The organism is Streptomyces sp. NPDC046900 (assembly GCF_040644975.1).
Classification (GTDB): domain Bacteria; phylum Actinomycetota; class Actinomycetes; order Streptomycetales; family Streptomycetaceae; genus Streptomyces.
Genome location: NZ_JBEYXD010000028.1, coordinates 76033 through 102320, shown reverse-complemented (window position 1 = coordinate 102320; position 26288 = coordinate 76033). Strand labels below are relative to the sequence as shown.

The 26288-nt window shown below is 65.6% G+C and carries 29 protein-coding genes and 2 pseudogenes; 21 read left to right on the top strand and 10 right to left on the bottom strand.

The window, feature by feature from the left end; genetic code table 11:
- Positions 1 to 507: 507 nt before the first annotated feature.
- A pseudogene (locus ABZ904_RS25800) lies at positions 508 to 609 on the bottom strand (alpha/beta hydrolase); the annotation flags it as partial.
- Between the two features lie 238 nt (positions 610 to 847).
- Between ABZ904_RS25800 and ABZ904_RS25795 the strand changes: the two are divergent.
- From ABZ904_RS25795 to ABZ904_RS25760, 8 genes and pseudogenes are all read left to right on the top strand, one after another.
- The gene (locus ABZ904_RS25795) at positions 848 to 1417 is read left to right on the top strand and encodes a hypothetical protein (protein WP_361825692.1); all 570 of its coding nucleotides are present in this window, start codon (positions 848 to 850) and stop codon (positions 1415 to 1417) included.
- 4 nt (positions 1418 to 1421) lie between these two features.
- Positions 1422 to 2441 carry a peptidase gene (locus tag ABZ904_RS25790; protein ID WP_360999165.1) on the top strand — a complete coding sequence of 340 codons (1020 nt, stop codon included), beginning with the start codon at positions 1422 to 1424 and terminating at the stop codon, positions 2439 to 2441.
- Positions 2442 to 2795: 354 nt separating this feature from the next.
- A complete protein-coding gene (locus tag ABZ904_RS25785; protein ID WP_361825699.1) occupies positions 2796 to 3488 on the top strand; it encodes a hypothetical protein in 693 nt (230 codons plus the stop codon).
- A gap of 304 nt (positions 3489 to 3792) precedes the next feature.
- Positions 3793 to 4584, top strand: a complete 792-nt coding sequence (locus ABZ904_RS25780) for a DUF4360 domain-containing protein (RefSeq protein ID WP_361825690.1) — start codon at positions 3793 to 3795, stop codon at positions 4582 to 4584.
- A gap of 149 nt (positions 4585 to 4733) precedes the next feature.
- Positions 4734 to 4889 (top strand): hypothetical protein, encoded by a 156-nt coding sequence (locus tag ABZ904_RS25775; RefSeq protein ID WP_361825700.1) that lies wholly within the window; start codon positions 4734 to 4736, stop codon positions 4887 to 4889.
- 67 nt (positions 4890 to 4956) lie between these two features.
- A pseudogene (locus tag ABZ904_RS25770) lies at positions 4957 to 5139 on the top strand (IS5/IS1182 family transposase); the annotation flags it as partial.
- Between the two features lie 386 nt (positions 5140 to 5525).
- Positions 5526 to 7937 carry a SpoIIE family protein phosphatase gene (locus ABZ904_RS25765; RefSeq protein ID WP_361825688.1) on the top strand — a complete coding sequence of 804 codons (2412 nt, stop codon included), beginning with the start codon at positions 5526 to 5528 and terminating at the stop codon, positions 7935 to 7937.
- A 561-nt stretch (positions 7938 to 8498) separates the two neighbouring features.
- Positions 8499 to 8690, top strand: a complete 192-nt coding sequence (locus ABZ904_RS25760) for a hypothetical protein (protein ID WP_328725698.1) — start codon at positions 8499 to 8501, stop codon at positions 8688 to 8690.
- On the opposite strand, the gene ABZ904_RS25755 is transcribed toward ABZ904_RS25760, so the two are convergent.
- Positions 8665 to 9129 carry a very short patch repair endonuclease gene (locus ABZ904_RS25755; RefSeq protein WP_361825686.1) on the bottom strand — a complete coding sequence of 155 codons (465 nt, stop codon included), beginning with the start codon at positions 9127 to 9129 and terminating at the stop codon, positions 8665 to 8667. The genes ABZ904_RS25760 and ABZ904_RS25755 overlap by 26 nt on opposite strands.
- Before the next feature lie 94 nt (positions 9130 to 9223).
- Here ABZ904_RS25755 and ABZ904_RS25750 point away from each other — a divergent pair, with 94 nt between their 5' ends.
- Positions 9224 to 10483: a DNA cytosine methyltransferase gene (locus tag ABZ904_RS25750; protein WP_361825685.1), complete on the top strand. Its 1260-nt coding sequence runs from the start codon at positions 9224 to 9226 to the stop codon at positions 10481 to 10483.
- Here ABZ904_RS25750 and ABZ904_RS25745 read toward each other — a convergent pair.
- The gene (locus ABZ904_RS25745; protein ID WP_361825683.1) at positions 10476 to 11279 is read right to left on the bottom strand and encodes an HNH endonuclease; all 804 of its coding nucleotides are present in this window, start codon (positions 11277 to 11279) and stop codon (positions 10476 to 10478) included. The genes ABZ904_RS25750 and ABZ904_RS25745 overlap by 8 nt on opposite strands.
- A 128-nt stretch (positions 11280 to 11407) precedes the next feature.
- Between ABZ904_RS25745 and ABZ904_RS25740 the strand changes: the two genes are divergently transcribed.
- Positions 11408 to 12043, top strand: coding sequence for a restriction endonuclease (locus ABZ904_RS25740; RefSeq protein WP_361825681.1), 636 nt, complete (start codon positions 11408 to 11410; stop codon positions 12041 to 12043).
- 85 nt (positions 12044 to 12128) lie between these two features.
- On the opposite strand, the gene ABZ904_RS25735 is transcribed toward ABZ904_RS25740, so the two are convergent.
- Entirely contained in the window at positions 12129 to 12668 is a 540-nt protein-coding gene (locus ABZ904_RS25735; protein ID WP_361825679.1) for a hypothetical protein, read from the bottom strand.
- 950 nt (positions 12669 to 13618) lie between these two features.
- Between ABZ904_RS25735 and ABZ904_RS25730 the strand changes: the two genes are divergently transcribed.
- The 3 genes from ABZ904_RS25730 (at position 13619) to ABZ904_RS25720 (ending at position 16597) form a co-directional block, all read left to right on the top strand.
- Entirely contained in the window at positions 13619 to 15631 is a 2013-nt protein-coding gene (locus tag ABZ904_RS25730) for a hypothetical protein (protein WP_361825677.1), read from the top strand.
- Positions 15631 to 15996 carry a hypothetical protein gene (locus tag ABZ904_RS25725; protein WP_361825675.1) on the top strand — a complete coding sequence of 122 codons (366 nt, stop codon included), beginning with the start codon at positions 15631 to 15633 and terminating at the stop codon, positions 15994 to 15996. The genes ABZ904_RS25730 and ABZ904_RS25725 overlap by 1 nt, the downstream gene beginning before the upstream one ends.
- Positions 15997 to 16168: 172 nt before the next feature.
- The gene (locus tag ABZ904_RS25720) at positions 16169 to 16597 is read left to right on the top strand and encodes a hypothetical protein (protein ID WP_361825673.1); all 429 of its coding nucleotides are present in this window, start codon (positions 16169 to 16171) and stop codon (positions 16595 to 16597) included.
- Positions 16598 to 16766: 169 nt separating this feature from the next.
- Here the strand turns inward: ABZ904_RS25720 and ABZ904_RS25715 are convergent, their stop codons facing one another.
- The 6 genes from ABZ904_RS25715 to ABZ904_RS25690 all read right to left on the bottom strand — a co-directional run bounded on the left by ABZ904_RS25715 (position 16767) and on the right by ABZ904_RS25690 (position 22387).
- The gene (locus ABZ904_RS25715; protein WP_361825671.1) at positions 16767 to 17099 is read right to left on the bottom strand and encodes a hypothetical protein; all 333 of its coding nucleotides are present in this window, start codon (positions 17097 to 17099) and stop codon (positions 16767 to 16769) included.
- A complete protein-coding gene (locus ABZ904_RS25710) occupies positions 17096 to 18169 on the bottom strand; it encodes an HNH endonuclease (protein ID WP_361825669.1) in 1074 nt (357 codons plus the stop codon). Before ABZ904_RS25710 ends, ABZ904_RS25715 begins: the two co-directional genes overlap by 4 nt.
- A 145-nt stretch (positions 18170 to 18314) precedes the next feature.
- Positions 18315 to 18830 (bottom strand): HEPN domain-containing protein, encoded by a 516-nt coding sequence (locus ABZ904_RS25705; RefSeq protein ID WP_361825667.1) that lies wholly within the window; start codon positions 18828 to 18830, stop codon positions 18315 to 18317.
- A gap of 14 nt (positions 18831 to 18844) precedes the next feature.
- Positions 18845 to 20059, bottom strand: a complete 1215-nt coding sequence (locus ABZ904_RS25700; protein ID WP_361825665.1) for a DUF262 domain-containing protein — start codon at positions 20057 to 20059, stop codon at positions 18845 to 18847.
- A 972-nt stretch (positions 20060 to 21031) separates the two neighbouring features.
- Positions 21032 to 21529 carry a nucleoside deaminase gene (locus ABZ904_RS25695; RefSeq protein WP_361825663.1) on the bottom strand — a complete coding sequence of 166 codons (498 nt, stop codon included), beginning with the start codon at positions 21527 to 21529 and terminating at the stop codon, positions 21032 to 21034.
- Between the two features lie 3 nt (positions 21530 to 21532).
- Positions 21533 to 22387 (bottom strand): GntR family transcriptional regulator, encoded by an 855-nt coding sequence (locus ABZ904_RS25690; protein WP_361825661.1) that lies wholly within the window; start codon positions 22385 to 22387, stop codon positions 21533 to 21535.
- Positions 22388 to 22549: 162 nt separating this feature from the next.
- Between ABZ904_RS25690 and ABZ904_RS25685 the strand changes: the two genes are divergently transcribed.
- The 8 genes from ABZ904_RS25685 to ABZ904_RS25650 all read left to right on the top strand — a co-directional run bounded on the left by ABZ904_RS25685 (position 22550) and on the right by ABZ904_RS25650 (position 26230).
- Positions 22550 to 22906, top strand: coding sequence for a hypothetical protein (locus ABZ904_RS25685; RefSeq protein ID WP_361825660.1), 357 nt, complete (start codon positions 22550 to 22552; stop codon positions 22904 to 22906).
- Positions 22907 to 22908: 2 nt separating this feature from the next.
- Positions 22909 to 24261, top strand: coding sequence for an FtsK/SpoIIIE domain-containing protein (locus tag ABZ904_RS25680; protein WP_361825658.1), 1353 nt, complete (start codon positions 22909 to 22911; stop codon positions 24259 to 24261).
- Between the two features lie 83 nt (positions 24262 to 24344).
- Entirely contained in the window at positions 24345 to 24551 is a 207-nt protein-coding gene (locus ABZ904_RS25675; protein ID WP_361825656.1) for a hypothetical protein, read from the top strand.
- A gap of 2 nt (positions 24552 to 24553) precedes the next feature.
- On the top strand, positions 24554 to 24754 hold the full coding sequence (locus tag ABZ904_RS25670) for a hypothetical protein (protein ID WP_361825654.1): 201 nt from the start codon (positions 24554 to 24556) through the stop codon (positions 24752 to 24754).
- A gap of 69 nt (positions 24755 to 24823) precedes the next feature.
- Positions 24824 to 25513, top strand: coding sequence for a DUF2637 domain-containing protein (locus tag ABZ904_RS25665; RefSeq protein ID WP_361825652.1), 690 nt, complete (start codon positions 24824 to 24826; stop codon positions 25511 to 25513).
- 20 nt (positions 25514 to 25533) lie between these two features.
- Entirely contained in the window at positions 25534 to 25725 is a 192-nt protein-coding gene (locus ABZ904_RS25660) for a mobile element transfer protein (protein ID WP_361825650.1), read from the top strand.
- Positions 25726 to 25735: 10 nt separating this feature from the next.
- A complete protein-coding gene (locus ABZ904_RS25655; RefSeq protein WP_361825648.1) occupies positions 25736 to 25888 on the top strand; it encodes a hypothetical protein in 153 nt (50 codons plus the stop codon).
- Between the two features lie 24 nt (positions 25889 to 25912).
- Positions 25913 to 26230 (top strand): SpdD-like protein, encoded by a 318-nt coding sequence (locus tag ABZ904_RS25650; RefSeq protein WP_361825646.1) that lies wholly within the window; start codon positions 25913 to 25915, stop codon positions 26228 to 26230.
- The last annotated feature ends 58 nt before the right edge of the window (positions 26231 to 26288 follow it).

Here is a 26288-nt window from a genome sequence, read left to right as displayed (position 1 = left end):
GCCGCGGGCGGCTACCTGGTGCTGCGGCGTCGCAGGGCCTCCCGGGGCTGACATCTGCAGGGCATGACGGTGCCCCCGCACCCGTCCGGGCGACGCGTACGGGGGCACACGGTTGCCAGCCTCGGTCGGCGTCTTCTTGCCCTGGGTCTGGGGCCCGTTTTTCGTACCTGGTCAGAGGACAGCGCACCCCAACTGACATGCGGCCGGGGGTTCGTTGTCGGTCGTCGTCCGTCGTCGTTGGTCATGCTCGGAGGGCCCAGAGAGGGCCCGGCTACTACAAGGACTCAAGGCAGTCCCTCCGCTACCGCCAAGATCCCCACGCGTACGGCTCCGTTGCCGTCATCTTCTGCCGTCAGGGTCCGCGAAGCACCAGCACTGGTGTTGTCAAAGCTGACCGACAGGGCCGCGTAGGTGCTCCAGCGCCGTCTGGTCGCGGTGCATGTGGGCAACTGCTGGACGGCACGTAAGAGGAGCCGGTGCGTCGGTGTCTCACGGGCAAGTCCGCCTCCCGGCCCGGAAGACGGCGTCCTTCTCGTCGTTCAGGATGAGGACCGAAGCCTTCCCACAACGCATCACACCCGCGTCGAAGCGTCCGAGTACCTCGCCCCAGTGGAAGTCGAGGGCGAGGCCGTTGACCGCGTCGAGGATCATGTTGAGCTGGTCGCGGGTCAGTTTGCGATGCCGTTCGCTGCCGTCCTTCGTCATCGCGGCCAGGCGATCTGAGAGTGCCGGCGAGGCGGGCTGGGCTTCGCTCCGGCTGAAATGTGGTCATTCGTGTGGCGGAGTGCGGCGCGCGTCGGCTTGTGTGAACAGGCCGCGCCCGATTGCCTGCGTCACGTCAACCAGCATGTCCGCTGTCAGCCAGCATTTCCGCTGGCGGGCGGCTACTTCGGGAGTCATCGTGCGTGCACGAAGCCTATCTGTCGCGGCCACAGCCGCTGCTCTCGTCCTGGTCCAGCCGGGCCTCGCCGTCGCGGCGGACGACCCCAGCACCGCAGTCAGCTTCGCCGTCACGTCCGGCGCGTTGTCGCTGTCGGCACCGGTCAGCACCAACATCGGCTCGGGAGCGCCCGGCACCCAGATCAGCGGGCGAATCGGCGCCGTGAGCGTCACCGACGACCGCGCGCTACTCTCGGCCTCCTGGTCGGTAACCGCGGCGGAGACGGACTTCACGAGCGGTGCGTCGACGATCCCCGCCACCAACGCTACCTACACGGTCGGGACGGTAACGACGACCGGTACCATTACCGCCACTCCAACGAACGTGACGCTGAGCAACACCGCGCAGACGGTAGTCACCGGGAGCGCCGGTGTCGGAGACAACACCGCGACCTGGAACCCGACAGTCACCGTTCACGTGCCCGCCGGCGCCGTCGGCGGGGGCTACACCGGAACGCTGACCCAGTCCGTTGCCTGACGGAATGAAGGGTGGGCGCCGGTCCTGGGTTCTGCTGCTGATGCTGGCCTTCGTACAGGCGGCCGGGGTGATGCCGGCAGTGGGACATGGGGCGCCCTCCGGCCGGCACCCGGCTGCGGGCAGGACCATCGGTATCAAGCTGCTCGACGCTCCGGAAAGCCGCCGTGCCGATCCCAGGGCGCATGCCTACATCGTCGACCACGTCGCGCCCGGCTCGACCATCGAGCGGCGGGTGGAGGTCATCAACGAGTCGTCCACACCGATGCACGTCAACGTCTACGCCGCGGCGGCCACCATCGCGAAGGGTAAGTTCACCTTCGCGCCGCAGCGCACCCCCAACGAGCTGACCGGCTGGACGTCACTCGACACGGCGGACCTTGAGCTGGCGGCCTCCGGAACGGCGCGGGTACGCACCACCATCCGGGTGCCCAGGGACGCCGCCGCCGGGGAGCGATACGGCGTCATCTGGGCGCAGACGGGCACCGGCACGGACCGCTCGCACAATCTGACGATGCTGGGCCGGGTGGGCGTCCGCATGTACATCGACGTCGGTCCCGGTGGTGAGCCACCCTCGGACTTCAAGATCGAGCGGCTCTATCCGACCCGAGCTCGCGACGGGCGGGGGGAGGTTCGCGCCCGGATCCACAACACGGGGGGCCGTGCCCTGGACATCAGCGGGGCACTCTCCCTCTTCCACGGGCCAGGCGGACTGCGCGCTGGACCGTTCTCGGCCAAGCCGGGCACCACACTGGCTCCGGGCGACCTTGCGGAGGCGGTCGTCCCGCTGGACGCACGGCTGCCGGACGGCCCGTGGACCGTGAAGCTCACGCTCAAAAGCGGCCTGGTCGAGCACAGCACGCGCGCCGCCATCACCTTCCCGACGACTTTTGGTAGCGCCGGAGCGGTTGCCGCGTCGGCCGCCCAGCAAGGGCAGTTCCCCACCGCTGTGGTCGCCGTGCTTTCAGCCCTCGTCCTCACCGCTCTGTGCGTTCTGCTCTCCAAGTCCCTCCGGCGCCGCCGGTGACCACTCCGACCGAGCCCCGCCCCCGCAGCCGGCTGATCTGCTCCGTGGGCGACGCATGGGGTCGTCATCGAGCGCGTCACCGCTCCTTTTGCGTCGGCGGCATCCTCGTCGGCGCTCTGGCCTCGGCGCACCACGCGCCCACCCGCTGTGTTTGTCGAGTCTCATGTGCTCGCCGCGATCACCGTCGTGTCGTATCCGCGCGGCCACTCGCGGAAGCATAGAGTGATGTTCATGTCACGATGAGTAACTGCGGCTTGTTGTCGACGGTTTGGAAGCGGAGATGTCGGTGTTCAGGCATGGGAGAGGGCGGGCTGGAGCAAGCCGCGGCACGGGAGGTACGGGCGGCATGTTTCGATTGCGGCTGAGGGTGCGGGCCCGCAGGACGGGGGCGGTTGTGGGAGCCGGGCTGGCCGTCCCGGCGATCGTCCTGGCCACAGCCTGGACCGCCACGGATCAGCGCGCCTACGTCGCCCAGGCCAACGACGGGACGGTGCCGGTGGTCGACACCTTTACCACCACCGGCCTCACCGGACCCAGGGGCACTGCCACACTGACCCCAGCGCCACCGACAGCACCGCTAGCACCGGCCTCACATTTACGGTCATCCCAGTCGCCCAACCCTCCCTGACCATCGCCAAGCGTCACGCGGGCAGCTTCACCCGCGGTGAGGACGGCGTGTACACCATCACTGTGGGTAACGTCACCGCGGCCGGCCCGACCAATGGCACCACGGTCACCGTCCACGACATCCTCCCCGCAGGTCTTCGGGCCGCCAGGATCACCGGCGAGGGATGGCACTGCATTCTGGCCACCCTCACCTGTACCCGCAGCGACGTCTTGCCTGCCGGGCACAGCTACCCGTCCGTCACCTTGAAGGTCGACGTCTCCTGCAACGCCCGTGCACGGGTCAGCAACACCGCTACCGTCGCTGGAGGTGGTGACACCACCACCCACACCGCCACCGACACCACCACGATCAAGCACCACGGGCACGACCGCGACGGGCACAACGGGCGTCATGACCACTGCGATCGCCACGACCACTGACAACACTCAGCCCGCGTGGGCGTAGCGGAAACCGTGCAGGTCCTCCGTCTCTGCGTTGGTCGGGTCCATCCTGAATCGCCGACATCGCGCTCCCCGTCCTGTTGCTGCTGTCAGCCAGTGCCTTTCTCGGCGCCACCACTGAACGGAAGCGGCAGGGCATGGCGCCAGGCTGTGTCGGCGACTTACTGCTGCGCGCCGTACGCCGCTTATCCAGGAGGTACGGCCGCTGTCCGTGTTCGTTGATGTCAACGATGGATGTCAGGCAGTGGTTTGAGACTTCGCGCCGCTCTGTCCCCGTGCGTGGGTGAACGAGGTCTCCACCCTGAAGGGCCGTTTGAGTAACCGGAGCGTCACGTTCTGTGCGCGGGCACGCAACGTGTGGTGCGATGCCCACGGAAAAACCGGGGGTCGGGCTCGAAAAGCGACGCCCGCCTTGGATCCGTGGACGATTGAAGGGAAGCCCATGGTGCTCCGCGCGCTGGCCGCGACTGGTGTCGCCACATCATTGTTCGGCTCGTCGGCCTTCGGCGGCAACCCGCCCCCGCCGCCGGACGGGATCGTCATCGACAGCGTGGCGGTCAACGGTTCCGGCTGTCCGGCGGGGACGGCCGCCGTGGCCTTGTCCCCTGACAAGACCGCCTTCACCGTCACTTACAGTAAGTATCTTGCCCAGGTGGGGCCCGGCTCGGCGCCGACCGACCGGAAGAAGAACTGTCAGCTCAACCTGCTCGTGCACGTCCCTCGTCGCTACACCTACGCGATCGTGTCTGCCAGTTACAGCGGCTTCGCGTCACTGGCGCCGGGTGCGTCCGGGACCCAGCGGGCCAGCTACCACTTCCAGGGCAACGCCCACACCACCAACTCGACCCATCACTTCAATGGCGGGTTCAACAACGACTGGCAGACGACCGACACCGTGGACGTCGCCGCCCGGGACTTCGCCCCCTGCGGGGAGAAGCGCAACCTCGACATCAACACTGAACTGCGGGTCGATCGCGGCACCTCGAGCCCGAGCGCCACCAGCTTCATGGAGATGGACTCGACGGACGGCAGCATCAAAACCGTGTACCACCTGGCCTGGAAGCAGTGTCGGTGATCTCCTGGCGCTGCTATCGGCGGGTGCGTCCAGGCCAACGGCTCTCGTAATCGCCGTGTGGGGATCACTGGAGGCGAATGCGCTGGCGGAGCAGTGCAGTCGGACGGGCCTGTCGATTCACTGCCCGCAGGTGCATCCGGCTGCTGCTGGTGCTTCCGGGTGCCCTGCGCCACGTCCGCGCCGACTACCGCGCCGCCCAGCAACGCGCCGCCCTCGGCCTGCCCGACCCCGACGACGACCCGGAGGCAACCACGCTCACCCTCGCCCACTTGGACCTACGCCGCCTGCCGCGCGAACGTCCATGAACGGCCCCGTACGGCCATACGCACAGTTGGAAAGCGTGTCGGGGGCAACTCCTCACGAGTTCGAATGCGCGGCTTCGTGGTGCTGCCCAAGCGATGGATCGTCGAACGCCTCTTCTTCCACCTGATGCGCACCCGCCGCCTGGCGCGCGACTTCGAGCGCCGCATCACCAGCGCCGAGGCGATGGTCCCCTGGTCGATGATCTTGCTCATGACCCGCCGCCTGGCGAGGCCACACCCCTCGCGAGCGTGAACCGCCCCCGTTCGGTGCTGAAGAATCTGCGTGCTCCACGCCGATGGCATCCTCCCCGACGACGACCAGGACCCGGGGTAACAGGACGCACCGTCCTCGATCATCTCCTCCCGCAGCGACGCCACCACACACCTGCCGGCGCACCTGGACGACCTGGTCCTCCCGCTCAGCACCGGGCAGGCCGTCGGAGCGCAGCCACCCACTGGGTCTCGGCCTGGTCCACGACTGTGATCCCGGCTCGCAGTACCTGTCGATCCGCTCCGGCGAACGGTCCACGGATGCCTGTGCGGCCTGACCTGCCCGGGAGCGGCGTACCTGTCGATGCGGCTGCTGCCGCTCTGGGAGATCCTTGTCGATATGGGGTTTGAAAGGCGAGATGATCGATCATGGACACTCCAGCCAGCATCTGCGGTCACAGTGCCCCCTCCACCGCAGCCATGGCCATGGCGGCGCCGGACGGGGCACTGACCGGCTGGAGTCCCGGCGCGCAGCTGCTGCTCGGATACTCAGCCGCTGAGGCTGTGGGCCGGCCCGCAGCAGCTCTGCTCGCGGCGCGCCTTCCCGCGTCCGCCCGCAAGCGGCTCGCGGGGCAGCACGACTGGCTCGGTCGAGTAGTACTGCGCCACCGCGACGGCCACTGGGTGGAATGCGGACTGCGGGCGCGCCCGCTGCCCACTGGTGACGGGCGGGCCGGCTGGCTGCTGGAGGCCACCCCACTGCCGGAGGACGAGGACCGCGAGACGGACCCGCTGCTTCATTGGGCATTCGACCAGTCCCAGTTCGCTCTGGCGATCTTCGACACCGAGGGACGGTTCCTGCGCATCAACGAGCCCATGGCCCGGCAGCTCGCCGCGACCGAGCAGGAGGTTCGTGGGCTGCGGATCACCGAGCACATGACAGATCCCGCGTTCCAGGCCCCCGAGCAGTGCGTCGACCGTGTGGCCGCGGCTGGTGAGCCGGAGCACTCTGAGCACTACGTCCGGGTTCCGGGAGAGCCCCACCCGCACGCCTGGATCGCCCACTTCGCCCCGCTCAAGGACCCGGCAGGACGGGTGCACGGCGTCCAGTTGGCCGCGCTCGACTTCACCGAGCAGGCCGTCGCCCGCGAGCGCCTCGCGCTGATCAACGAGGCCAGCCGGCGTATCGGCAGCACCCTGGACATCACCCGAACCGCACAGGAACTGGCCGAGGTGGCCGTCCCCCGGCTCGCGGACCTCGCAGCTGTGGACCTGCTCGCCTTCATCGACCGCGGCGACGAGCCACCTTCCGGTCCGCTGTCCGGGCCGGTCACCATGCACCGGACCGCCTTGGCATCCATAGTCAAGATCCCGGAGTCCCTGGTGAGGCCGGGCAAGGCGACCACCTACCCGAGGTTCTCACCCCCGGCCGAGTGCCTGGCCACCGGCCGACCCGCCGCATACGAGATGACCGATTCCGCCATGGCCCGGTGGGCGACCCACGACCCCGCCCGCGCTGCCCGTATACGCGACCTCGGTGCGCACTCCATGATGGTGGCGCCGATACAAGCCCGCGGCGTCACCCTCGGCATCGTCCTCTTCGCCCGTAGCCAGCGCCCCGAGCCGTACGTACCGGACGACATACTCCTGGCCGAGGAGATCACGGCCAGGGCCGCCGTATGCATCGACAACGCCCGCCGCTACACCCGCGAGCGCACCACCGCTGTGACCCTACAGCGCACCCTGCTGCCGCTGAAGATGCCCGACCAGGCGGCTGTCGAGATCGCCTCCCGTTATCTACCCGCTGGAGGCGGGGCCGGCGTGGGCGGCGACTGGTTCGATGTGATCCCGCTCTCCGGCGCCCGGGTCGCGCTGGTCGTCGGCGACGTTGTCGGCCACGGCGTCCAGGCCTCCGCCACCATGGGCCGGCTGCGCACAGCAGTACGCACCCTGGCCGACATCGACCTTCCGCCCGATGAGCTGCTCACCCACCTCGACGACGTGGTCACCCGCACCTGTGCCGAAGCCGGTCCCACCGAGGGCATCGGCGCCGCTGCCGAAATCGCGGGCGGCCTCGGTGCCACCTGTCTATACGCGATCTATGACCCGGTTTCCCAGGGCTGCCGCCTGGCCCGCGCCGGACACCCCCTACCCGTCGTAGTAGGTCTGGACGGCACGGTCGATCTCCTTGACCTACCCGCGGGCCCGCCGCTCGGCCTGGGGGGACTGCCCTTCGAAGCGGCCGAGGTCGACCTGCCCGAGGGCAGTCTCCTCGCCCTCTACACCGACGGCCTCATTGAGTTCCGCGGCCGCGACATCGATGAGGGGATTGACGCACTACGCCATGCCCTCACCCAACCCGCAGCGTCATTGGACGCCCTCTGCGACGCCGTGCTCGCGAGGCTGCTTCCCGACCGTCCCGACGACATCGCCCTGCTCGTTGCCCGCACCCGGGCCCTCCCCGCCGACCAGGTAGCCACCTGGGATTTGCCCTCCGACCCTGCCGTGGTTGCCCAGGCGCGCACGAACGCCTCCCAGCGGCTGGCCGCCTGGGGACTGGACGAGCTGGCCTTCAGCACCGAGCTGGTGGTCAGCGAACTGGTCACCAACGCCATCCGTTACGGCCAGCCCCCCATCCAGCTGCGACTGATTCACGACCGCAGAGTCATCTGCGAGGTCTCCGACGCCAGCGACAGCTCCCCACACCTGCGGCGGGCTCGCGTCTTCGACGAGGGCGGACGCGGCCTGATGCTCGTCGCCCAGTTCGCTCAGCGCTGGGGCGTCCGCCACGCGGCGCAGGGCAAGACCATCTGGGCCGAGATGCATGGCCCGGCTTGCTGATCACAGTCGGCTGAGCAAACGGGCCATCAGCCGACCTCGCCGTCCGCGATCGGCGTGACCATGCTGCTGGCCGCCGGCGGCAGTGTTCCGGCCGTGCTGTTCACCCTGGCAGGCAGGGCGGCCCATGTTCCTCCGTGCTGCCCCGGAAAACCCCGCTGCGGACAAAGACCAGGACAACGAGGGGTGAGCGCAACGTCGAAGGGCCCCCTGTTTCCAGGGGGCCCTTCGACATCGTGCCCGGTGAGGCACTGGCGGAGGATACGAGATTCGAACTCGTGAGGGGTTGCCCCCAACACGCTTTCCAAGTGTGCTCGTGTCCCTCGGGGGCTCGTACGGAGCCGTTCACCTGCGTCTACGTAGGCTCGTCGTCCTGGGGCTCGGCCTGCGGCGGTACTCATCCGGACGCGGCGGTACGCCTGCGAATGAGACCAGAAGTGAGACCAGGACCGGGACCGGCCCTGCTCGGGCCTCGGAAAATCGAACACGCTTGGACGGGTGGTCCTGACCTGCAACGTCACCCGTTGCTTGCGGCGGCGGCCGCGGCATAGAAGGCTCTGTCCCGTGCTTAGGGAACCTATCCAGCTGACGATCGCAGAAGACGGCTCGGTCGTCCTCCCCCTTGGGGTGCTCGCCGAAGCGGGGCTATCGCCCGGGAGCTCCGTGCTGGCCTACAGCAACGGCGACGGCCGGATCGTGTTGCGCAGGGAAGAGGACGCGGTGCAGGACCTCATCCAGTTCGGCCGCCTCGATTAGCCGGGGCAGCGGCGTCCAGAACCGCGAGGATGCGCTTCACAGCCTCCTCTGGAGCCTCGTGCTCCCACACACGGACGACTGTCCACCCTGCGGCTATCAGAGCCTCGTCGGCGGCCCTGTCCCGGGCGACGTTGCGTTCTAGCTTCGGCCCCCAGTAGCCGCCGTTAACGCCCGGCTGCCGACCGTGCTCGGGGCAGCAGTGCCAGAAGCACCCGTCCACGAAGACAGCCAATCGCGAGCGTGTGAAGACGATGTCTGGTCGCGGCCGTGCACCCTCCAGCTGCAAGCGGACATCAACGCGGTACCGCTTCCCTGCGGCATGCAGGAGGGACCGGATGGTTCGCTCGGGCTTGGTATCCCGCCGCTTGATCGCAGCCATGTTGCGCGAGCGGCCGGGAGTCGGCGGCGTCGGCGATGCGGGGTCACTGTTGAGGGCCATCGGTTACCACCGTAGCCAAGAGTGAGTGTCAGACCCTGGGTGTTGGATGCGTCAGGATGGTAGACCTGTGCAATCACGACCTGGAGGTACGAGCGTGGCTGATCTGACGGCCGTGGAAATCTGCGCGGGCGCTGGGGGGCAGTCGCTCGGCCTTGAGCTGGCAGGCTTCGACCATGCACTCGCCGTCGAGCTCGATGAGAACGCGGTGAACACTCTCAAGAAGAACCGCCCGCACTGGGACGTGCGGCACGGCGACGTGGCTGATGAGAGGACCTGGGACCCTAAGGAGATCCCGCCCGCTGACCTGCTAGCTGGCGGGGTTCCCTGCCCTCCGTTCTCAATTGCCGGCAAACAGCTCGGTGCCACTGACGAGCGGGACCTTTTCGCGTGGGCAGTTGAACTTGCAGGAACGATGCAGCCGAGGGCTGTCCTCTTGGAGAACGTGCGAGGGCTTTCAATGCCGCGTTTCTCCGCGTACCGTCAGCACGTGAAGGACCGGCTAAAGGAACTCGGGTACTGGTCCGACTGGAAGCTGTTGCACGCTAATGACTACGGTGTACCGCAATTGCGTCCCCGCTTCGTCTTGGTCGCGCTGCGCAATGAAGATGCTCCGTGGTTCGAGTGGCCCGAAAAGACGCCTTGCAAGGACACTGTCGGGACAGCGTTGTTTGACCTGATGGCAGCGAATGGCTGGCCGGGCGCTGAGTCGTGGAGAGAAAAGGCGAACGACATTGCACCCACTATTGTGGGCGGCTCTAAGAAGCACGGCGGAGCCGATCTTGGCCCGACTCGTGCCAAGGCCGCTTGGCGCGCACTCGGTGTAGATGCGATGGGTGTTGCCAATGCAGCACCGGACGAGTCAGACCCTGTTGACTTCCTGCCTAAGCTCACGGCGGAAATGGTGGCACGGCTTCAGGGCTGGGGACATGATCCGGACTACGCTTGGGAATTCACAGGCCGTAAGACAGCGAAGTATCGGCAGATCGGAAATGCCTTTCCCCCGCCGGTGGCTAGAGCGGTCGGTAAGTCGATCGCTGATGCGCTGAACCGAAAAGGTCAGCCAAAGGAACTGTCCGAGGTGGAGAACGAGGCCATGCATGACCGGCTCTACCTGGCCTTGAAGAACGCGCCAACTTCGCTTACGGAGAAAGAGCTGGTAAAGCTGGCCGGAGAGAAAATTGATTCCTCCACCTTTGAACGACGTATGGCCACGCTTGCAAGAGACTTCGTGATTGAGGAGGAAGATCAGCTTGGCGGTCGTGCGTACCGGCTCGTGGGCTTCAAGGGTTTCATAGGTCAAGAAGACCATGAGCGGCACGCACGATTCGCCGAGCTGCGTTCTCAGATCAGCTAATTTCACCGAGGCGCTTGGCAAGGTGATCGATCAACGCCGCCCGGTCGCTGTGGGGCAGCTTACGCGCGCGGTCGTAAGCCTGGTCGACCCTTGACCGGGGGCGTTCACCTTTTCGCATCCAGTTGAGGAGTTCGCTCGCCTCCTTGTTGGTGAGGCGCTTCAATCCGGCAAGGACTTCGTCGTACTGTTCGGGGTCCGGCATTTCATCCCGAACCGTTTCGTTGCATCGAGAGCACTCAACGCGCCAGTTGTCGATGTCGTCCCGAGCACCACGAGACTTGAGCCGCTCCTGCGGCACCAGGTGGCCGATGGTGAGCCTGACCTTCGTCCCAGGCTCCCCGGGGTACTCCTCGTCAACACCCGCTCCGCAGATCCTGCAACGAGAACCGTCACGCTCCATGACGAATCTACGGACCCGGGCACTTGGGGCGAACTTCTCATATTTCGCCCGCTCGCTGTCGATCCACAGCTTTCCCCCCTTGGCCTCAAGGCGGTACTCATCGTGGGCGAGAGTGGCGTCGTTCCGCTGCGAAGGAATGATCCAGTCGCACTTGCGCAACTCTCTTAGCCTGCGGTTCAGGTGTTCCGAGGTTTCTGCTATGTCAGGCCCCAGAGCGGCGCGTAGCTCCCGCATCGTGAACGTGTCGCCTACGTTCTTCCTGAACCAGAGCCAGGCGGCCAGGCGGCACTCTTGGCCGAACCGCTGCTTCTTCGTACCGGGCCGGATCGAGAGCTCCCACCACGGGGTCCCGTCCGGCGCTCGCGACTCATCGCGTTCGCTGGGGTCCACAGACATGCACGGGAGTATGGCCGGCTCGGTGGATCTTGCCCAGCGGTCGTGGGGAGGTTGACTCGCAGGGCTTGTAGCGCCACAAGTCGAGCCACAGATAGTCCAGTGATGAGTCGCAGGGCCGTAGAGGTAGCGTGCGCGAGGCGGCCACTAATATCTGCAACCGGCCACCCCAGGAGGCTGATCGCTATACGGTTCATGTCGTGGCACGTCGAAGGGCTCGGTCAGCCCAAAATATTGCTCGGGATCAAGCCTTTTGGCGCCAATACGAGTTGAGGGTTAAGGAACTATTGGAGGCGCTGGGTGACAGCGCCTCAGTAGCGCACAATAAGCATATAGTGGGTCGCATTAGTGGTATCCCACGGCAGGTTGATGTGCTCCTGAACGGAGATATGGCGAAGCAGCCGATCCGCGTTGCCGTTGAAGTGAAGTATAAAACCCGCCCGATAGACATCGAAGTTATCGATGGGTTCGTTGGTAAGCTTCTCGATATGGGAGTTGAGAGAGGCGTCATTTACTCTAAATCGGGATTTACCGACGGGGCGGTTGGCAGGGCGATGAATCAAGCAAATCCGGGTATTGGTCTCGAGTATTTCGATCCTGTATTCGTGATGGACGACACCATGAGCTATTTGCTGGTCTCTACTGGTACGGCTCAGCCGAGGCGTTCCCGTGTGCGAGTGCCGTCACTAACTGGTCCCGTAGTCGGCACGTACGATGAGTTCCTGCAAGGGGACGGATTCCTTTTTAGGAACATGGGAGCAGCTTGACAGAGGTCGACGGAGTCACAATGGCTGAGTCAAACCTACGGGCGCCGTCCATCGGTGAGGACGGCGCCCGTACCTGCTACAGCTTTTAGCTGTCCGCTTCGTACATGAACGCGCTTCCATCAGGATCAATGTCATCGAACGGCCACAGGCTACGCAGCGTTTGAAGTTTTTCTGCGGGTGGTGGTAGCGGTTCAGTACGCAAATAGGCGCCGAGGCAGGCAATGGCGTCAGCGCACAGCAACATGATGTCAGCCCGCCTCTCCTGGCTGGTCCTTGTGTCGTCAGGCGGCGCGAGAGGCATGAAGAGGGTGTTTTCCCGTACTCGAGTACGGAGAGCGGCGTCGGGCACACGCTGCATCAGGACCTGCACATGTAGTACGCGCTCATGAAGTAGCTGCTGACGGGCCTCATCCAGAGGGCCAGCTCGTCGAGCATCACGCTGGACTTCGAGCAGCTCCGCCAGCGCCGCCTCAACCGCTGTGGAGGCGCGAACCTGCTGACGTTCCTCGCGCGCACGAACCGCTTGCTGTCGCTGAGCTATGGCGGACGACCAGATGGACAGTCCTCCTCCCACCCCGGTGCCGACCAAGCCGAACACCGCCCCTACCCATGCCGATGCGTCCATGCCAGCATCGTGGTCGAGAGCGAGGCGGGAGGAAAGATGCCGTCACCCGGGTTGGGCGGGCCTGGCAGCGTGTGGTGCTAGGACGATCTGACGACGCAAGGTCGGTGGAGCGGCTTTGGGCTGGAGTTTCAATGACCGAGTCAAGACACTTCCGCCGACTGATCCCCTCGATGCGAACTATGGGCGGGGCGGTCACTGAGGTCTGTCGCGCTGTTCAGACGGGCCGTGGAAGGCGTGGACGGTTAGCGCCGGTCGACGGGGTTGCTGTACTTCGTTGCTGTACTGCAACGGCTCCGGAGGGCGCTGACGTACCTCACGTATGTGCAGCTCACACCCCTGCGTCCGCTCGGGCTCGGGCTACCAGTCCACGAATGGCCCACGGTGCAGCACCCCCGGCGTCACCGGTCCCACGGCCGGAGCTGGCGTCGGCAGGGCATTGCCGAAGTAGCGACGTGCGTTCGGCCGGGATCGGGCAGTTTGAGTGAAGGGTAGGGGCCGCCGCCCCGGTAGGTCCGACCAAAATCCGGGTGGCCTTGCCGCGCGCACATCGATCCACATGAGCCGTACCCACGCCCTGAGGGCAGTCCGCGGGCCTATAGCGCTGAACCTGATGTTACGTCAAGGATCTTGTAAATAGCGGCATTTGACTTGCACAGCATCTTCATGAGGGCTGAGACTGCTGCGCAGTGACGCGAGACACGCGTGACTGCGCCCTCCTGTGAAGCGCCGACTTCTGTGGAGTGCAGCGAGGCCCACCCCCACCGCTCGTACGCGAGTGTCGAGGCCGGACTAGCGCAGTCTGGATGCGTTTCGTGCCGCTCCCACCGATGCGGGCCGGATCCGCGGGCGTGGGTGCGAGGGCTGGTGTTCGGCGTGCCTGGCTCCCGCGTGTAGTGAAGCCGCGGGAGAACGACTCTCGCGGTGCAGGGAGCCCGCAAGGAGGCCCTCTCATGGCACCCAACCCCTCAACCAGCGGCGAGCCGACCGTCAACGGCGAACGGACCGAGTTGTCCAAGCCTCTCCGTCGCGTTCCTCCCATTCCCGACCCCGCCCTGCACAAGGATCTTCGCGCCGCCCTGAAGAAGCGGGGGATGGCGGATCGCGTGGCCGGCGCTATCTCGACGATCTGGACCGATCCGGCTGCGGTGCTGCCCCAGGTGGATAACCCCCAGCGCCGTCGGATCCCGGGCGCGTACCTGCTCGTGATTTCGGGCTCGGTTTACACGTCGCGGCTCGTGCCCGATCCGCTCAACCCGCGCAACCTGGACCATGTTCAGTTCGCGCTCGCCCAGGCCAAGGGTGCGCCGCCGGCCACCCTGGTGCCGGCCGTGCAGGAGGGTGAGGGCGAGCTGGCTATCCGCGTCGAGAGCCGCGACGCGCTTATCGAACAGGTTGACTGGGCGATCGAGACGACCCGCAACCGCAACAGTCCGCAGCCGGACATTGCTGAACAGGGCATCATGGACCCGCCGATCGGCGTGGCTACGACCGTGTTCTACGACGACACGGACGAGACACCGACCACGCACATCTTCGTCCGCGAGGGCTCCAGTCGGACCAGCCACGGCCTGTACAACGTGGGCGCGACTGCTGACGAGGTTCTCTTCTCCCTCCCTCGCAACGCCAGTTCGATGCAGGCCCACATCGACAAGATCAACAGCTATGTCAGCAAGCCTGCCGAGGACATCTCCGCGACCGAGAAGGGCGCGATCCGCTGTGCGGTAACGGACTTCGAACTCATCATCGGCGTGGTGCCGGACGTTGCCGGAGCGGTCGACCTGTCGCAGGCCATCAAGGCCCGCGTGGCCCAGGACCACCTCAACACCAAGGAACCCTGGACCGACGCCGCCAAACACACCGCCCTCGCCGAAGAATGCCTGCTCTCTGCCCGCGCCGCAGGCGTCATTCCCAGCGATGCGGAGGCAGACTGGCTGGGAGGTCGCCTCACCCCCAAGGAGGCTGAGGCGCGCAAGATCGTCGCGTTCGGAGACGACCGCGCGGCCCGTGCGGTGCACCTGTTCACCACCGATGACAAGCAGATCCACAATGCTGTCCGCCAGCCGATCGCCCTGGTCCTCACCAACGAACCGACTGGCCGTAAGCGCACTCGTGTCACCACCAAGACCAAGCTGCCCCTGGCCGTTGAGCTCATCGTCAGGGAAAAGAGGGGTGCCTCGTCTGACGGCGAGCTTGACCGCTTCCGCAAGGTACTTACGGAGGCCCTTCCCGCCGACCTGCAGAAGACGCCGTGGCGCCCGACCAAGCGCTCCCCCGAGCAGCTCTATCAGGCAGCTCTCAAGGAGATCGAGGAAGTCAAGGACGAACGGCCTGCCGGTATCGAACTGTGGGTGCGCGCCGCCTACGTCCTCGCTAAGCACAACGCCATCAGCGGGCCGCGCCACGACGTGGGGGCCGGCGGTGACCGCCGTCGAGCCGGGGCTGTCATGGAGGCGCTGGCCGACACGGAGCAGGGACTTCGCCACCTGCGCCAGGTGATCGAAGACGACCGGTCCGGGCTCCCGCCCCGCCAGGTCGATGACCAGGGCCAGCCGCGCAAGGATGGCGAGGGCAACGACCTCCCCATCGACAACGACTTCCTGCGCACCAAACTCGCGCCGAAGGGCGGACAGACTCCGCCGCCTCTGAGCCCTGACAAGGCAGTGCACGAGCACTACAAGCGCGGCGTGCTGGCCACCAAGGATGCCCTTCGCAGCCTGGAGGCGGAGATGCGCAACCTGGCCGGTCTGGTGGACGACGACGGCGTGCCGCTGATTGAGCGGGAAGGGAAGTCCCACGCCCGGCTCCTCATGGACAAGCTGCAGAACCTTGCTGCAGAAGCCCAGGACTGGTGGGAGAAGGCGGTGGAGGCGCAAAGCAGCTCCTCGTCGTCCCTCGTGGCCGAGGGGGAGGACGACGAGGATGAGGACGACGAGGATGAGGACGACGAGGACGAGGCCGCGTGATGAAGAAGGGCACCTATACGGCGCTCGCGGATCTGTGCGGGCCCTACCTGCTGTGCCCGATGCCGGAGCGGCTGATGCCCAGCCCCGAGGCCATGCCGCTCGCCTCGTGTGCGGTGTATGTGGCGGTCGACGAGCGCGGCGCCGTCTGTTACGTCGGTTCCGTGTGCAGGCCTAGTGACACCCAGGGACTGGGCAGCCACGTCGCTGAGTACCTGGCAGACCTTCCCAAGACGGAGAAGTGGGCAGGGGTGTACGCCCTCCCACTCAGGCCTGACACGCCTGAGCCCGAAGTAAGGCGCATCGGCGGGGATATCGCCGGATGGCTCCTGCCGTATGACCGTGAACGCTGGCCGCAAGCTGGCTAGAGAAGTGGAACGCCGGGTGGCCGCGGCAGAAATCTCCCGGCCACCCCAGGCTTGTTTGGAAACGCTCGCTTGATTTGACGCAGGCCACGACGGGCATTGTCGCCAAGGAGCGGCGCACGCCCGGCCTTGCCCAACGCGCAGTCACAGAAAAGCTGTTCAGACGGGGAAGACGATGATTGATCACAAGGACTTCATGCACGGTGCAGCTCTAGTGGCAATTGCTGACTCGGAAATGTTCACGGCACTCAACCGAGCTAGTGTTAAGTACGGACACTATGTGGTGAACCATGATCGCCACTTGTTCATCAAGTACAACGACGGAAAGGGGCCAGGAGACTACTTCTTCACGTTCTCCGGGGAGGACAAGCAAAGAATCATCTCAGAGGCAGCGCCGCTCGTCTTCACCGTGTTGGTCTGCGGGAACGAAGTAGTTACTGGAATCACAAGGCAAGAGCTATCGCAGCTGATCACGCTCAATAATGCCACCGCGTCCGCCGTCAGAGTTTCGGCTCAGCAGGGCAAGCAGCTCAGGATCTCGGGGCCAAACGGGCAGTTGCCGCTGATCTCTCGCCGCTCTTTCCCGACCCGTATCCTCAATTAGTGAAGGCTTAGTGGGTGCGGGGCCCCGTGAGACCTTGGGTGTCGCAGCGGTCGCGACATTGGTGCGTGGCAGCGGCTCGGGCGGTAGGTGTCAGGCCAGGAGTCGAGGGACATGACTGACCGCTACCTGGCAAGCAACATCTGGGGCCTGCACCTCTATGCTCGGCGTCCTACTCCTCGACCCAGTCTTCTGCCACGGCGCGAATAAAATTTGATAGGTCAGCTTCTTGGGGAGGGACTCGTGTGGGATGCCGGGCCGCAAATACATCGTAATAGCGCTCGACTCGTGCACGGACCTCGTCGCCCTGCGCTTCTGTCGAGGCCAGAGCTAGGGCAACGTGTCCGGGCTCTCCGTACGCGCAGACTGGGCGTCCGAGGCCGTCATAGCCTTCTAAAAATTCGTCTGCTGACTCGAGCAGTTCATCAGCCAGAGCTGGCTCATGCAGGATGAACATGCGGCCATCCTCGTCGAAGAGCAGCACGGGGTCTGTTGGATCGGTCATTGCTGGCCCTCCTGAACGGGGGAACGCACTGCGGCTTCGCCGCCCTGCCTCCCGACGGTGGCGGCACCACGAAGTCGCGATGCGCCGCGGTGTTCAATGGCGGCCTTCAGCTCGGCAGGAGTGGGCCAAGGTGCACGACGATGGATTATGCGATGGCAGTTCGCGCAGATGAGCGCTAGATCGCTGAGCCTGGTCTTTCCTTCGCCGGCTTCGTGCAGAGGTACGACGTGATGGCACTCCACATAACCGGCTCCGCGCTCGCCGTAGACCTCCTCGAAGTCGAAGCCGCATGCCTCGCACGCCAGGCTGCCGCCCTTTCGGAGGACCGAGTCGATCTTCTTCTTGCGTAGCCCCTTGTTCCGCTCCCGCGCCCGGTGCCGACGCAGCAGCAACCGCCCTTCGGGCGCGCTGAAGTCGTCAAACTCCTCGTCGTCAGCTTGGGTGAGATCCTGAAGCCCGCCAGTGCTGATGCCTTCGCGGATAAGACGCGCCACCTCGGTCATCCGGTCTGGACGCGCGAGGAATTCATGGAGGACTTCCACATCCAGGGCACCACCGTTCGTGGGCTTGCCACGGTAGTCAGGATGCCGGGTAGCAATGTCGAACGTCTTGCGGGCCACACCGTTGGGGTTACGAAACCTGTCGTTGCGGTCCGCATCCGCATGGATAGGCAGCAGCTGGAGCAAGGCAGACAGTTCGACGACCCTTGGATCTTGTGCGTCCAGACCCTTCCAGCTATTTCCCATGACCAGATCACAAGCGAGGATGATCTCATCGCGTGCCCAGTCGGGGTTCTGGACGGCTCTGATTTGGAAGCCTAGGCGCCTCAACCAAGCGGCTGCGTGCTCCTTACCACCACTGAACTCATTGGGAGCCAGCGCCCGCCCTTGGTCCCATTTGTGTGCCACTCCGGCAACGGCCTTCGAGTCGTATTCTCGCCCCTCGTAGACCAGAACGTACGAGCGGGCCTCGCCGAAGCCGTACTTCGACAGGAAAGCCTCGCGTCCTGTTTCATCGTGCTCGGCAATAACCTTGAGCACGGACCCCCGGGTGATCGCTCCTCTACGCATGGCTGCAGACTAAGGCAGGTGGCTGCCGGTGCGGGAGTACTTTCGTTCTGATCGTCCAGTTCGCAGCCTTCCTCGGGCCGAATCGGAGGACGGTCGAGTTGAGAGCGGCCGGCACAGCTACGCAGAGATGAGAACGACCGCCCCTTCACTCTTCGGCCTCTTTGAAGGAAAGCTTCAGTAACTCGGGGATACGTTGAACGAACAAGTCGCCAAGCTCATAAAGCCCATACACCTCAGCCAGCGTCTTGTCCAGGACGAAGCTCGCATAGTTGTTGTGGACCATGTTATTGCGGAGCGATCCGAGTTCCATGAAGGCGCTTATCTGGTTAGTCAATTCCGAGTCTTCGCGGCAATATTGTTTCATCCCTGCTTTGAACTCAGAACCGAAAAGGGACCAAAACTGCCCTGCGTTTCGAGTGTCCCAATTGAAGAGTGTATGATATTTTCTGCGGATTGCAGTCTGGTCAACCAGATCAACGATCTTCGAGTCCAAAGTGTTTTCGGCAATATGATCCCTGAGGGCCTGGCACACCCTATCTTCGAATTCACTGGCTGCAGCAAGGAGGAGCACCTTCGGCAAGGTGATTTGCAAAGTGGCGTGGTGGGATGCCTGTTGTTGGTCGCTTAGGTAGTCAAGTACGCTCCGGTGATCGGCGTACATCCTCGCGACCCTGCTCATGAGGCGCTGCCGATGAGCTCATTAAGAAGCTGCTTGGTCTCGGCTAGCCTTCCCTTTACATTAGCAGTTTTGGTCGACCCCTCTTGGGCGTACTGGGTGAAGCGCTTGTCCCTTCCGATGTGCTCAATCCACTCAGGTCGGAGGGGAGGAATTTCCACCCCTTCTTTTTGTAGTCCCAATGCAGCTACATATACGGCTTCGAAGAGCAGGGGGCTGAAGCGGGCAGACCCCGCCTGATACGTGCTCCGAGAGCAGTCGCGGTTCAGTTCCATGAACCAGGACCATTCATCTGCGGTTTGCTTGATCTTTTCAGGGCCGAACTTCTTTGACTTCTTGCAGAATCGGTTGACGAAACCAGTCATGGAGCCTGCGTAGCCGTCGGTCCCTTCCCGCAAAGCAAGACTGCGGAGGATAATCTCCATATCCTTCATGCGGGAGTCGGGCTCTGAAGACCCGAGAAGATCGCGCCATTTAGCGTTTTCGTTCAGGCCGAAAATCCCCTGAAAGAAATTCGAATGATACAAGCTGGCGCGGATTTCCTGAGGATTGAGGTTCACGCCTCCAGTGTTCAATCGGTTGAACATCTCGAACATGGCAGAGTCGTCATCCGCAGGGCTCACCTGCTTTACGATCACATTCCGAATTGTCCGCAAGTCGAATTGGCGCTTGAATTCGTCGAGCGTAGAGTAAGTCCGCCCCGTAAATTTGTTCTTCTTCTCCCCGGGAATACTGGGGAGGCTGAGCTTAAAAGTCTCGAAATAGTCATCATCCTGGAGGATTTCTTCAGAAATCCCGCCTTCCGCATTGAAGAGCCTACGGATAGTGCTGCGTTTTTCCTTGCGTGGGAACCTTCCCTTAGCGAAGAAGAAAACGGTCATCAGCCTCTGCTGGCCGTCGATTACGAGGAAGTCATTGTTTCCTTCTTCGTAAAGGAATACTTGCGGGACGGGAAGGCCGAGGATGAGGGACTCGATTAGTTTTGATGCCCGCTTCCGATCCCATACGTAATTCCTCTGGAAGGGGGGGATCTTGATCGCGCCTTCTTCGATGAAACTATTGATCGTCCGGGTGTTGAAATCGTTAGGTGAGGCGACGATCTCGTACTCGTCGATCTGGCTGACGACCTCGTCCTCGGAAAGTTCCGTGACGTTGAGATGCTTGAGGTCGGACTCCTGGTCGAGTCCGGGCTCGTCGAGGTCCTGCTCCGTCACTAGCCTGCTCCCTGACATGCCGATGCGTAGATCGACACTTTAACGATGTGTCAGGCGCTAGGGGAGCAGATAGGAAGGAGAGAGGACGATCCGTGCGGGCGGTGCGGCGGGTTCGCTGTACCAGGGATGGGAACAGGCCGCGGCTCGTGTTGTCCGGTAACCCTGTGCGGTGTGCCAGACGCGCGGTCGGCGTAGCGACTTTGGTCGGGAGCTGCTTTGGCGCGAGTGATCATGGCCCCGTAAGCTTCCGGCGCGTCGGGCAGTCTGTGGACCTGCCCGGTAAAGCACGACGTTGGGGCCATGATCTTCGAGGCTCGCGCCAAAGTGGCTGGCTAAAGTCGCGGAGCCGACCGCCCCAGCCACAGAGGGGTTCTCCCTCTCTCATGGCCGCGCCCGCCGTCCGTCCGGCGGCCTGGTGCGTGGATCAGCGGGCCGTACAGACGCCAGCGCATCCGGCAGCGTCGGCCCGCATGCCGCCGCCACGATCCGGCCGCTTTCGGTGACACAAAGCGTCTTTGGCCTGCACCGTTGGGGACCACCGTTCGTCCCCGTGCCCGTGTTGGAATGTGGCCGCTGCGTGCGGCGACGGACGGGCGGCGACGTGCGGCCGGTGGCGAAGACAAGTGAGGCGGCGCGGCGGCGACCGGCCGGCGCCGCCGCGCTTGGCGCGGCCCCTCGGGTCTTGACCCGATCTACTGGTGTAGGCAACCGGGTGGAAAGGGGTGCGCGGTGGCCCCGCTAGTGGGGCGTTGGGGTCGAGCTGCCGTTGCGTCTTCCCCTTCCTGAGGCCGGATCGTGGTGGCGGTGGCATGCGGGCCAGCGCGGCCGTTGATGTGCTTGGGCGGAGGGTGCGGCGGTCGGGTTGGCGATGAGCCACGAGCGTCGTTGGCCCCGGACCAGCGAGCGAAGCGAGCCTTGATGAAGTAGGGAAAGTTCCACCGCGCAGCCGCCCAGGGCGTCCAGGGGCATTGATCAGGGCTTCGGCACGACCGGCTCCGGCAGATGGTCCGCCCACTCCTGAAGGACACTCCGGGCCCGCTTGCTCAGGCCGCCGTCGGCGTGGTCCTCGATGATGGAGCGACTGGCAGCGGGCAGGGCCATCTCTCGGTAGAACTGAAGATCCTCGAAGCCCAACTCGCCCACATCGCGGCTCGACGCACCGAAGACGATTCGAGGCACGCGTGCCCAGTAGCAGGCTGCGAGGCACATCGGGCAAGGCTCGCTGCTCATGTACATGACGGCATCCTCGAAGAGGTGCCTACCAAGCTTGGCCCCCGCGTTTCGGAGTGCCATCACCTCCGCGTGGGCGGTCGGATCGGTCAGCTCGACAACGCTGCTCGTGCCCTCGCTGACAATCTCGTCGCCGATGACGACGATCGCTCCGAAGGGGGTCTTGCCCTCATCCTCAAGCGCGCGGCGTGAGATTTCGATCGCCTGGCGCAGGAACTCCTGATCCGTGGCACTCAGCATGGTTTACCTCCCAAGATTCCAATCGTCGGGCTTCTGTGTCCACTGCTGCAACGGTGTGATGAACCGCAGCTCCGTGCGGTCGGCCGGATACGTCGCGTCGGAGATCTCAACGTTGCGATCCTCGGCGTCAAGCGAGATTCGCCGACAGATGAGGAGTGGTACCCCATCAGGGAGTCCCCATATCTGGCCTTCGACTGTGGTCGGCATGCGCCCTGTCACTTTGTCCAGGATTGTCATGACCTCAATGCCGACGGTCGCGAGCTGGTGCTGAGTTCCGCCGGGCCAAGGCTCGTTCCGCTCGTCCAGAAGGGCCGGGTTCGCCTCGACCAGGGCGACCGGCATGTACGAGGTGCTGAACGATAGAAGGTGACCGGTCTGTTCGTCGGTCGCCTCGTAGTGGCGCCTCAGGACCGAGGCCGTGGGGGCGATGCCGAAGAGATCACCCAACTCCGTCCCAGCCTCGATCGTGTCGTAAGCGGACGTGAACCGCTGATGAGTGATCGACATGCCAAGGTTCGTTTCCGCTTCACCGACGGTCCGACGCTGTTCCTCTGGTTCCGCGGCGAGATCCTTCTCTGCCTGGTGACGATCGGATGAGCGCACGACCTTTCCTGGTGGCGTGCGAACGACCGCGGGTTTACCGCGCCCCGTGACGATCAGCCCTTGCGACTTGAGCAGGTTGATGGCTCCGCGTGCCGAGTTCGTGGAGCACCGCCACCGCTCGCGAATCTGCTCAAGCGTGGGCAGCGAGTCCCCTTCTCGCAGCTCTCCCCTCTCGATCTCCATGCGCAAGTCGTCGGCGATCTTGAGGTGAATGGGGCGCTGTGCAGCGGTCGGTCGCGGGTCCATGGATGCCATCCTCTCAGGTTTGAGAGTTTGTGGGCAAACCCCTTGCACTCCCCGTGTCGACCGCCCTACCTTGAGTTCGTGGGTTTGTGGTCAAACTAGCGAACGTCCGTACTGTCAAAGCCCGTTGATCCGCTATGGATGCTCGGGTCCTGCCTCGAAGGAGAACAGACGATGCGTCAGATCCCCGTCGACACGAACGGTGCGACCCTGATGGTCGCTCAGCCCCCGCAGACGAAGATGAAGGACAAGCGCAACGGTGTGATCGCCACCGACCGGGACACCGGTCACACGCTCGTGACCGTGGACGTGCTGTTCGTGATGAACGGCAACGCGGAGGTCGTCACGGTGACCGTGGCTGAGCCGGACATTTCCGGTGAGCTGGCCATGGGTACCCCGGTCGCGCTCACGGGCCTGGTGGCCGTGCCGTGGGAGAACGAGTTCAACGGCCAGAAGCGGCACGGCATCAGCTTCCGTGCGGTCGCCGTCACGTCGCTCACCGCCACTGCTGCGGAGCCGGAGGCGGCCTGATCATGACCTGGTTCACGGTCACGCTGGCGCTGGTCGTCGTCGCTGCGGGTCTCCTGCGGTGGCGGCGCCCCGCCTGGTACTGGATGACCTTCGGCGTCACCTTGGCGTCGCTGCGGGTCCTGGTTCGCTACGCGTCCGTCATGGATGCCTGCGGGCTGACCGTTCCGCCGTCCCGCTGGCGCCTGGCCCTGGCCCGGGCCGCCAACCGGCCCGCCCCCGGTCCTCGCGCTCCGAGGATCCTGCGGATACGGCCGACCCGTACCGGCCTGGTCCTGCGGTTAGGGCTCCGGCCTGGTCAGGATGCCTTCGACGTGGCGGCCTCGTGTGACCGGCTGCGGCACTCCTTTGCCCTGTATGGCGTCACCTCACGTGAACTCCGCTCCGGTGTCGTTGAGGTGCGGATGACCGGCTACGACGTGCTCAAGCGGGTGCAGATGCCCGCCAAGACCGATACCCGCCCGATGCGGGTCCCGGTCGCCCTGCGCGAAGACGGCTCGGTCCACTACCGCGATTACCGGGCCGTCCCCCACGCCCTCACCCTCGGCGCCACCGAGTCGGGGAAGTCCGTCTACCAGCGCAACCTGGTGGCCGCTCTCGCCTCACAGAACGTGGCGCTGGTGGGCATCGACTGCAAGGAAGGAGTGGAGTTGTTCCCGCTGGCGCGCCGGTTCTCCGCGCTGGCCGACAACGCCGACACCGCCGCCGAGCTGCTCGACGCGTTGGTGTCCCACATGCAAGAGGTCTACCAGCTCATCCGGGCTGAGCAGCGCATCACTGCGGACGTGCCGGATGCGGAGATCGCCGCCGACATCTGGAGCCTGCCCGACCACCAGCGGCCGATCCCGATCGTGGTCCTGGTCGACGAGGTCGCCGAACTCACCCTCAGCGCCAAGAAGAACGACCCGCGCCGGGACCGGATCGTCAAGGCCCTGGTCCGCCTCGCCCAGCTCGGCCGCGCTGCCGGCATCTACCTGGAGATCTGCGGGCAGCGCTTCGGCTCCGAACTCGGCGACGGCATCACCATGCTCCGCGCCCAGCTCACCGGCCGCACCGCCCACCGCGTCAACGACGAATCCTCCGCCAAGATGGCCTTCGCCGACATCGCCCCCGATGCCGTGCTGGCCGCGATCCAGATCCCCACCGACATGCCGGGCGTTGCCATCACCGGCGACTCGACCGGCGGCTGGGCCCGTATCCGCGCCCCGCACACCTCCCTGCGGCAGGCCGTCAATATCTGCAACCGGCACGCCGACCTCACCCCGGACCTGCCCGCCCTGGCCTCCTTCCGGCCCGTGTTGGGCATCCCGGCTCCGGCCGATGCCCCGGCCGTGGAGTCCATCCCGGCCATCACCTGATCACTTCCGCATCCCGGTCGGCGCGACCGCCTTCGCGCCAGGTCCCTACCCGAGCCATGCCTCAAACAAGGAGATCACCCGCTATGTGCCCCGACTGCGAGGACTTCGCCCGCACCGTGGTGATGCTCGGCCAACTCGCCCTCTACGCCGAGGTGCCCGGCGCGGACGAGGACTTCATCGACACCGTGGGCCCGTGCCTGGCCGTGTCACTACCGGAGCCGCCGCCCGGCACCTTCCCGCCCGGCTACGACCCGAACGAGGGCCCGGAGTACCCCGGCGAGGGGTGGTGACCATGGCCACCGCGAAACGGCCCGCCACCCGCCGCAGGTCGGCTCCGCCGGAGCCTGAGCCGGTCAACTGCCCGGACTGCGACGGCAACGGCGAGATCACCGAAGCCGTCCGGGTCGGCGCTCGCAAGGGCCGGATCACCGACGACCGGCAGAGCGGTCTGTGCCTCACCTGCTGGGGCACCGGCGAAGCCCCCACTGACTAGACATCGCTGGGGCGGCGGCCGGACACCAATCCGCCCGCCCCGGCCCAACCTTCGGAAGGAGGAACCGCCATGCGCCCCGTACTGCGCCCTGATGCCGTCCTCGTCCAGGCCGTCATCGCCGGAGCCCTGTCCTTCGCTCACCTGCACGACCTTGCCGCGGCGGCCGGACAGTCAGGCTGGAAGGCCTGGGCCTACCCGATCAGCGTTGACCTGCTCCTGGTCGCCGCCTGGAGGCGCCTCCGGGCCAATGGGCCGTCCCGGCTGGCCTGGTGCTGGTTCCTCGTTGCCCTGATCGCCTCCCTCGGCGCCAACGTCGCCACCGCCGGGTTCCTCGACCTGGCAAACCCGCCTGCCCTGCTCCGCCTCGGCGTGGCCGGATGGCCCGCCGTGGCCTTCCTTGGCGGCACGCTCCTTGCTCACTCACCCGCACCCGCACCCGACCCGGCCGGGGACCGGGCGGAGGTTCCGCCAGCGCCCGCAGACCCGGCCCCCGCACACGACATCGATCCCGCGCCCGAGACCGAACCGGCTCCCGCGCTGGAGCCCGAGACGACCCCGGCCCTGCCTGCCGCCGACCCGGCTCCTGCTTCGGCTCCTGCTCCGGCGGTGGCGGTCCCGGCCGCGCTGGTCGACCACGCCCGCAAGGTCGCCGCCGACCACGAAGCACGGACGGGCGACCCGATCGACACCGACACCCTGCGCGCCCGCCTCGGCGTCCCGCCCCACCTCGCCGATGCGATCGCCGCCCAACTCGCCTGAGAAGGCAAGGAGATACCCCTGTGCCCGCCCGCGACTTCTTCCACTCCGTGATGAGCATCGGCCCGGTGCAGATCGGCACCCACCGCGACCGCCACGGCCAGACCAAACACGCCGCCGTGTGCACCGCCGACGGCTGCGGTTGGTCCGCCGACTACACCACCCAGTCCGCCGCCCAGCTCGCTGCCCGCACCCACCGCTGCCAGGTCCGCTAGGAGGCACCCCGTGCAGGTCCCGCTCTGGCTCGCCCTGCTCGTCGTCGGCTACCTCGGCGTCAAGCTCATCCGCCCACCCGCCTGGCTCATCGCCGTGCTCCTCCTCGGCGGCTACCTCCTCGCCGACAGCGTCCTGGCCCCCGCCATCAGCCTCATCAAGTAACCCGGCTTAGAAGGGAGTCCACTCATGCTCCGCCCGAAGATCCCGACCATGCCCACCCCGACCGGCCACGTGACCCCGCCCGCTGTCGTAGAGCCGACCACGGTCATCCCCGCGGCCCCCACCCCGCCGCCCGTCCCGGCGGCCCCGGCGCCGTCCCGGCCGGTCGTCCAGCTCACGCCGGGTACCGCGCTCGCCCTCGTCGGCGGCGGCACCGCCGTGGTCCTGGTCGTCGGCGCCGTGCTGGTCTCCATGCTCCTCGCGGTCGCCATCACCGGCGTCTCGGTCGCCGTGTGCGCGGTCGTCCTGCGCTCGCTGCTCGCCTCCGAGACGCGGCGACGCTGACCGGCCCCCGGAGCGGCCTCAACCGCCAAGTCTCGTCCGCTCCGGGCGCCGTCCCTGC

What these genes read in the sequence shown, in the direction of transcription:
- ABZ904_RS25795 (WP_361825692.1), top strand. Translation starts at nt 848, where the DNA reads ATGTCCGCTGTCAGCCAGCATTTCCGCTGGCGGGCGGCTACTTCGGGA.
- ABZ904_RS25790 (WP_360999165.1), top strand. Translation starts at nt 1,422, where the DNA reads ATGAAGGGTGGGCGCCGGTCCTGGGTTCTGCTGCTGATGCTGGCCTTC.
- ABZ904_RS25765 (WP_361825688.1), top strand. Translation starts at nt 5,526, where the DNA reads ATGGACACTCCAGCCAGCATCTGCGGTCACAGTGCCCCCTCCACCGCA.
- ABZ904_RS25755 (WP_361825686.1), bottom strand. Translation starts at nt 9,129, where the DNA reads ATGGCCCTCAACAGTGACCCCGCATCGCCGACGCCGCCGACTCCCGGC.
- ABZ904_RS25745 (WP_361825683.1), bottom strand. Translation starts at nt 11,279, where the DNA reads ATGTCTGTGGACCCCAGCGAACGCGATGAGTCGCGAGCGCCGGACGGG.
- ABZ904_RS25735 (WP_361825679.1), bottom strand. Translation starts at nt 12,668, where the DNA reads ATGGACGCATCGGCATGGGTAGGGGCGGTGTTCGGCTTGGTCGGCACC.
- ABZ904_RS25730 (WP_361825677.1), top strand. Translation starts at nt 13,619, where the DNA reads ATGGCACCCAACCCCTCAACCAGCGGCGAGCCGACCGTCAACGGCGAA.
- ABZ904_RS25725 (WP_361825675.1), top strand. Translation starts at nt 15,631, where the DNA reads ATGAAGAAGGGCACCTATACGGCGCTCGCGGATCTGTGCGGGCCCTAC.
- ABZ904_RS25720 (WP_361825673.1), top strand. Translation starts at nt 16,169, where the DNA reads ATGATTGATCACAAGGACTTCATGCACGGTGCAGCTCTAGTGGCAATT.
- ABZ904_RS25715 (WP_361825671.1), bottom strand. Translation starts at nt 17,099, where the DNA reads ATGACCGATCCAACAGACCCCGTGCTGCTCTTCGACGAGGATGGCCGC.
- ABZ904_RS25710 (WP_361825669.1), bottom strand. Translation starts at nt 18,169, where the DNA reads ATGCGTAGAGGAGCGATCACCCGGGGGTCCGTGCTCAAGGTTATTGCC.
- ABZ904_RS25705 (WP_361825667.1), bottom strand. Translation starts at nt 18,830, where the DNA reads ATGTACGCCGATCACCGGAGCGTACTTGACTACCTAAGCGACCAACAA.
- ABZ904_RS25695 (WP_361825663.1), bottom strand. Translation starts at nt 21,529, where the DNA reads ATGCTGAGTGCCACGGATCAGGAGTTCCTGCGCCAGGCGATCGAAATC.
- ABZ904_RS25690 (WP_361825661.1), bottom strand. Translation starts at nt 22,387, where the DNA reads ATGGCATCCATGGACCCGCGACCGACCGCTGCACAGCGCCCCATTCAC.
- ABZ904_RS25685 (WP_361825660.1), top strand. Translation starts at nt 22,550, where the DNA reads ATGCGTCAGATCCCCGTCGACACGAACGGTGCGACCCTGATGGTCGCT.
- ABZ904_RS25680 (WP_361825658.1), top strand. Translation starts at nt 22,909, where the DNA reads ATGACCTGGTTCACGGTCACGCTGGCGCTGGTCGTCGTCGCTGCGGGT.
- ABZ904_RS25675 (WP_361825656.1), top strand. Translation starts at nt 24,345, where the DNA reads ATGTGCCCCGACTGCGAGGACTTCGCCCGCACCGTGGTGATGCTCGGC.
- ABZ904_RS25670 (WP_361825654.1), top strand. Translation starts at nt 24,554, where the DNA reads ATGGCCACCGCGAAACGGCCCGCCACCCGCCGCAGGTCGGCTCCGCCG.
- ABZ904_RS25665 (WP_361825652.1), top strand. Translation starts at nt 24,824, where the DNA reads ATGCGCCCCGTACTGCGCCCTGATGCCGTCCTCGTCCAGGCCGTCATC.
- ABZ904_RS25650 (WP_361825646.1), top strand. Translation starts at nt 25,913, where the DNA reads ATGCTCCGCCCGAAGATCCCGACCATGCCCACCCCGACCGGCCACGTG.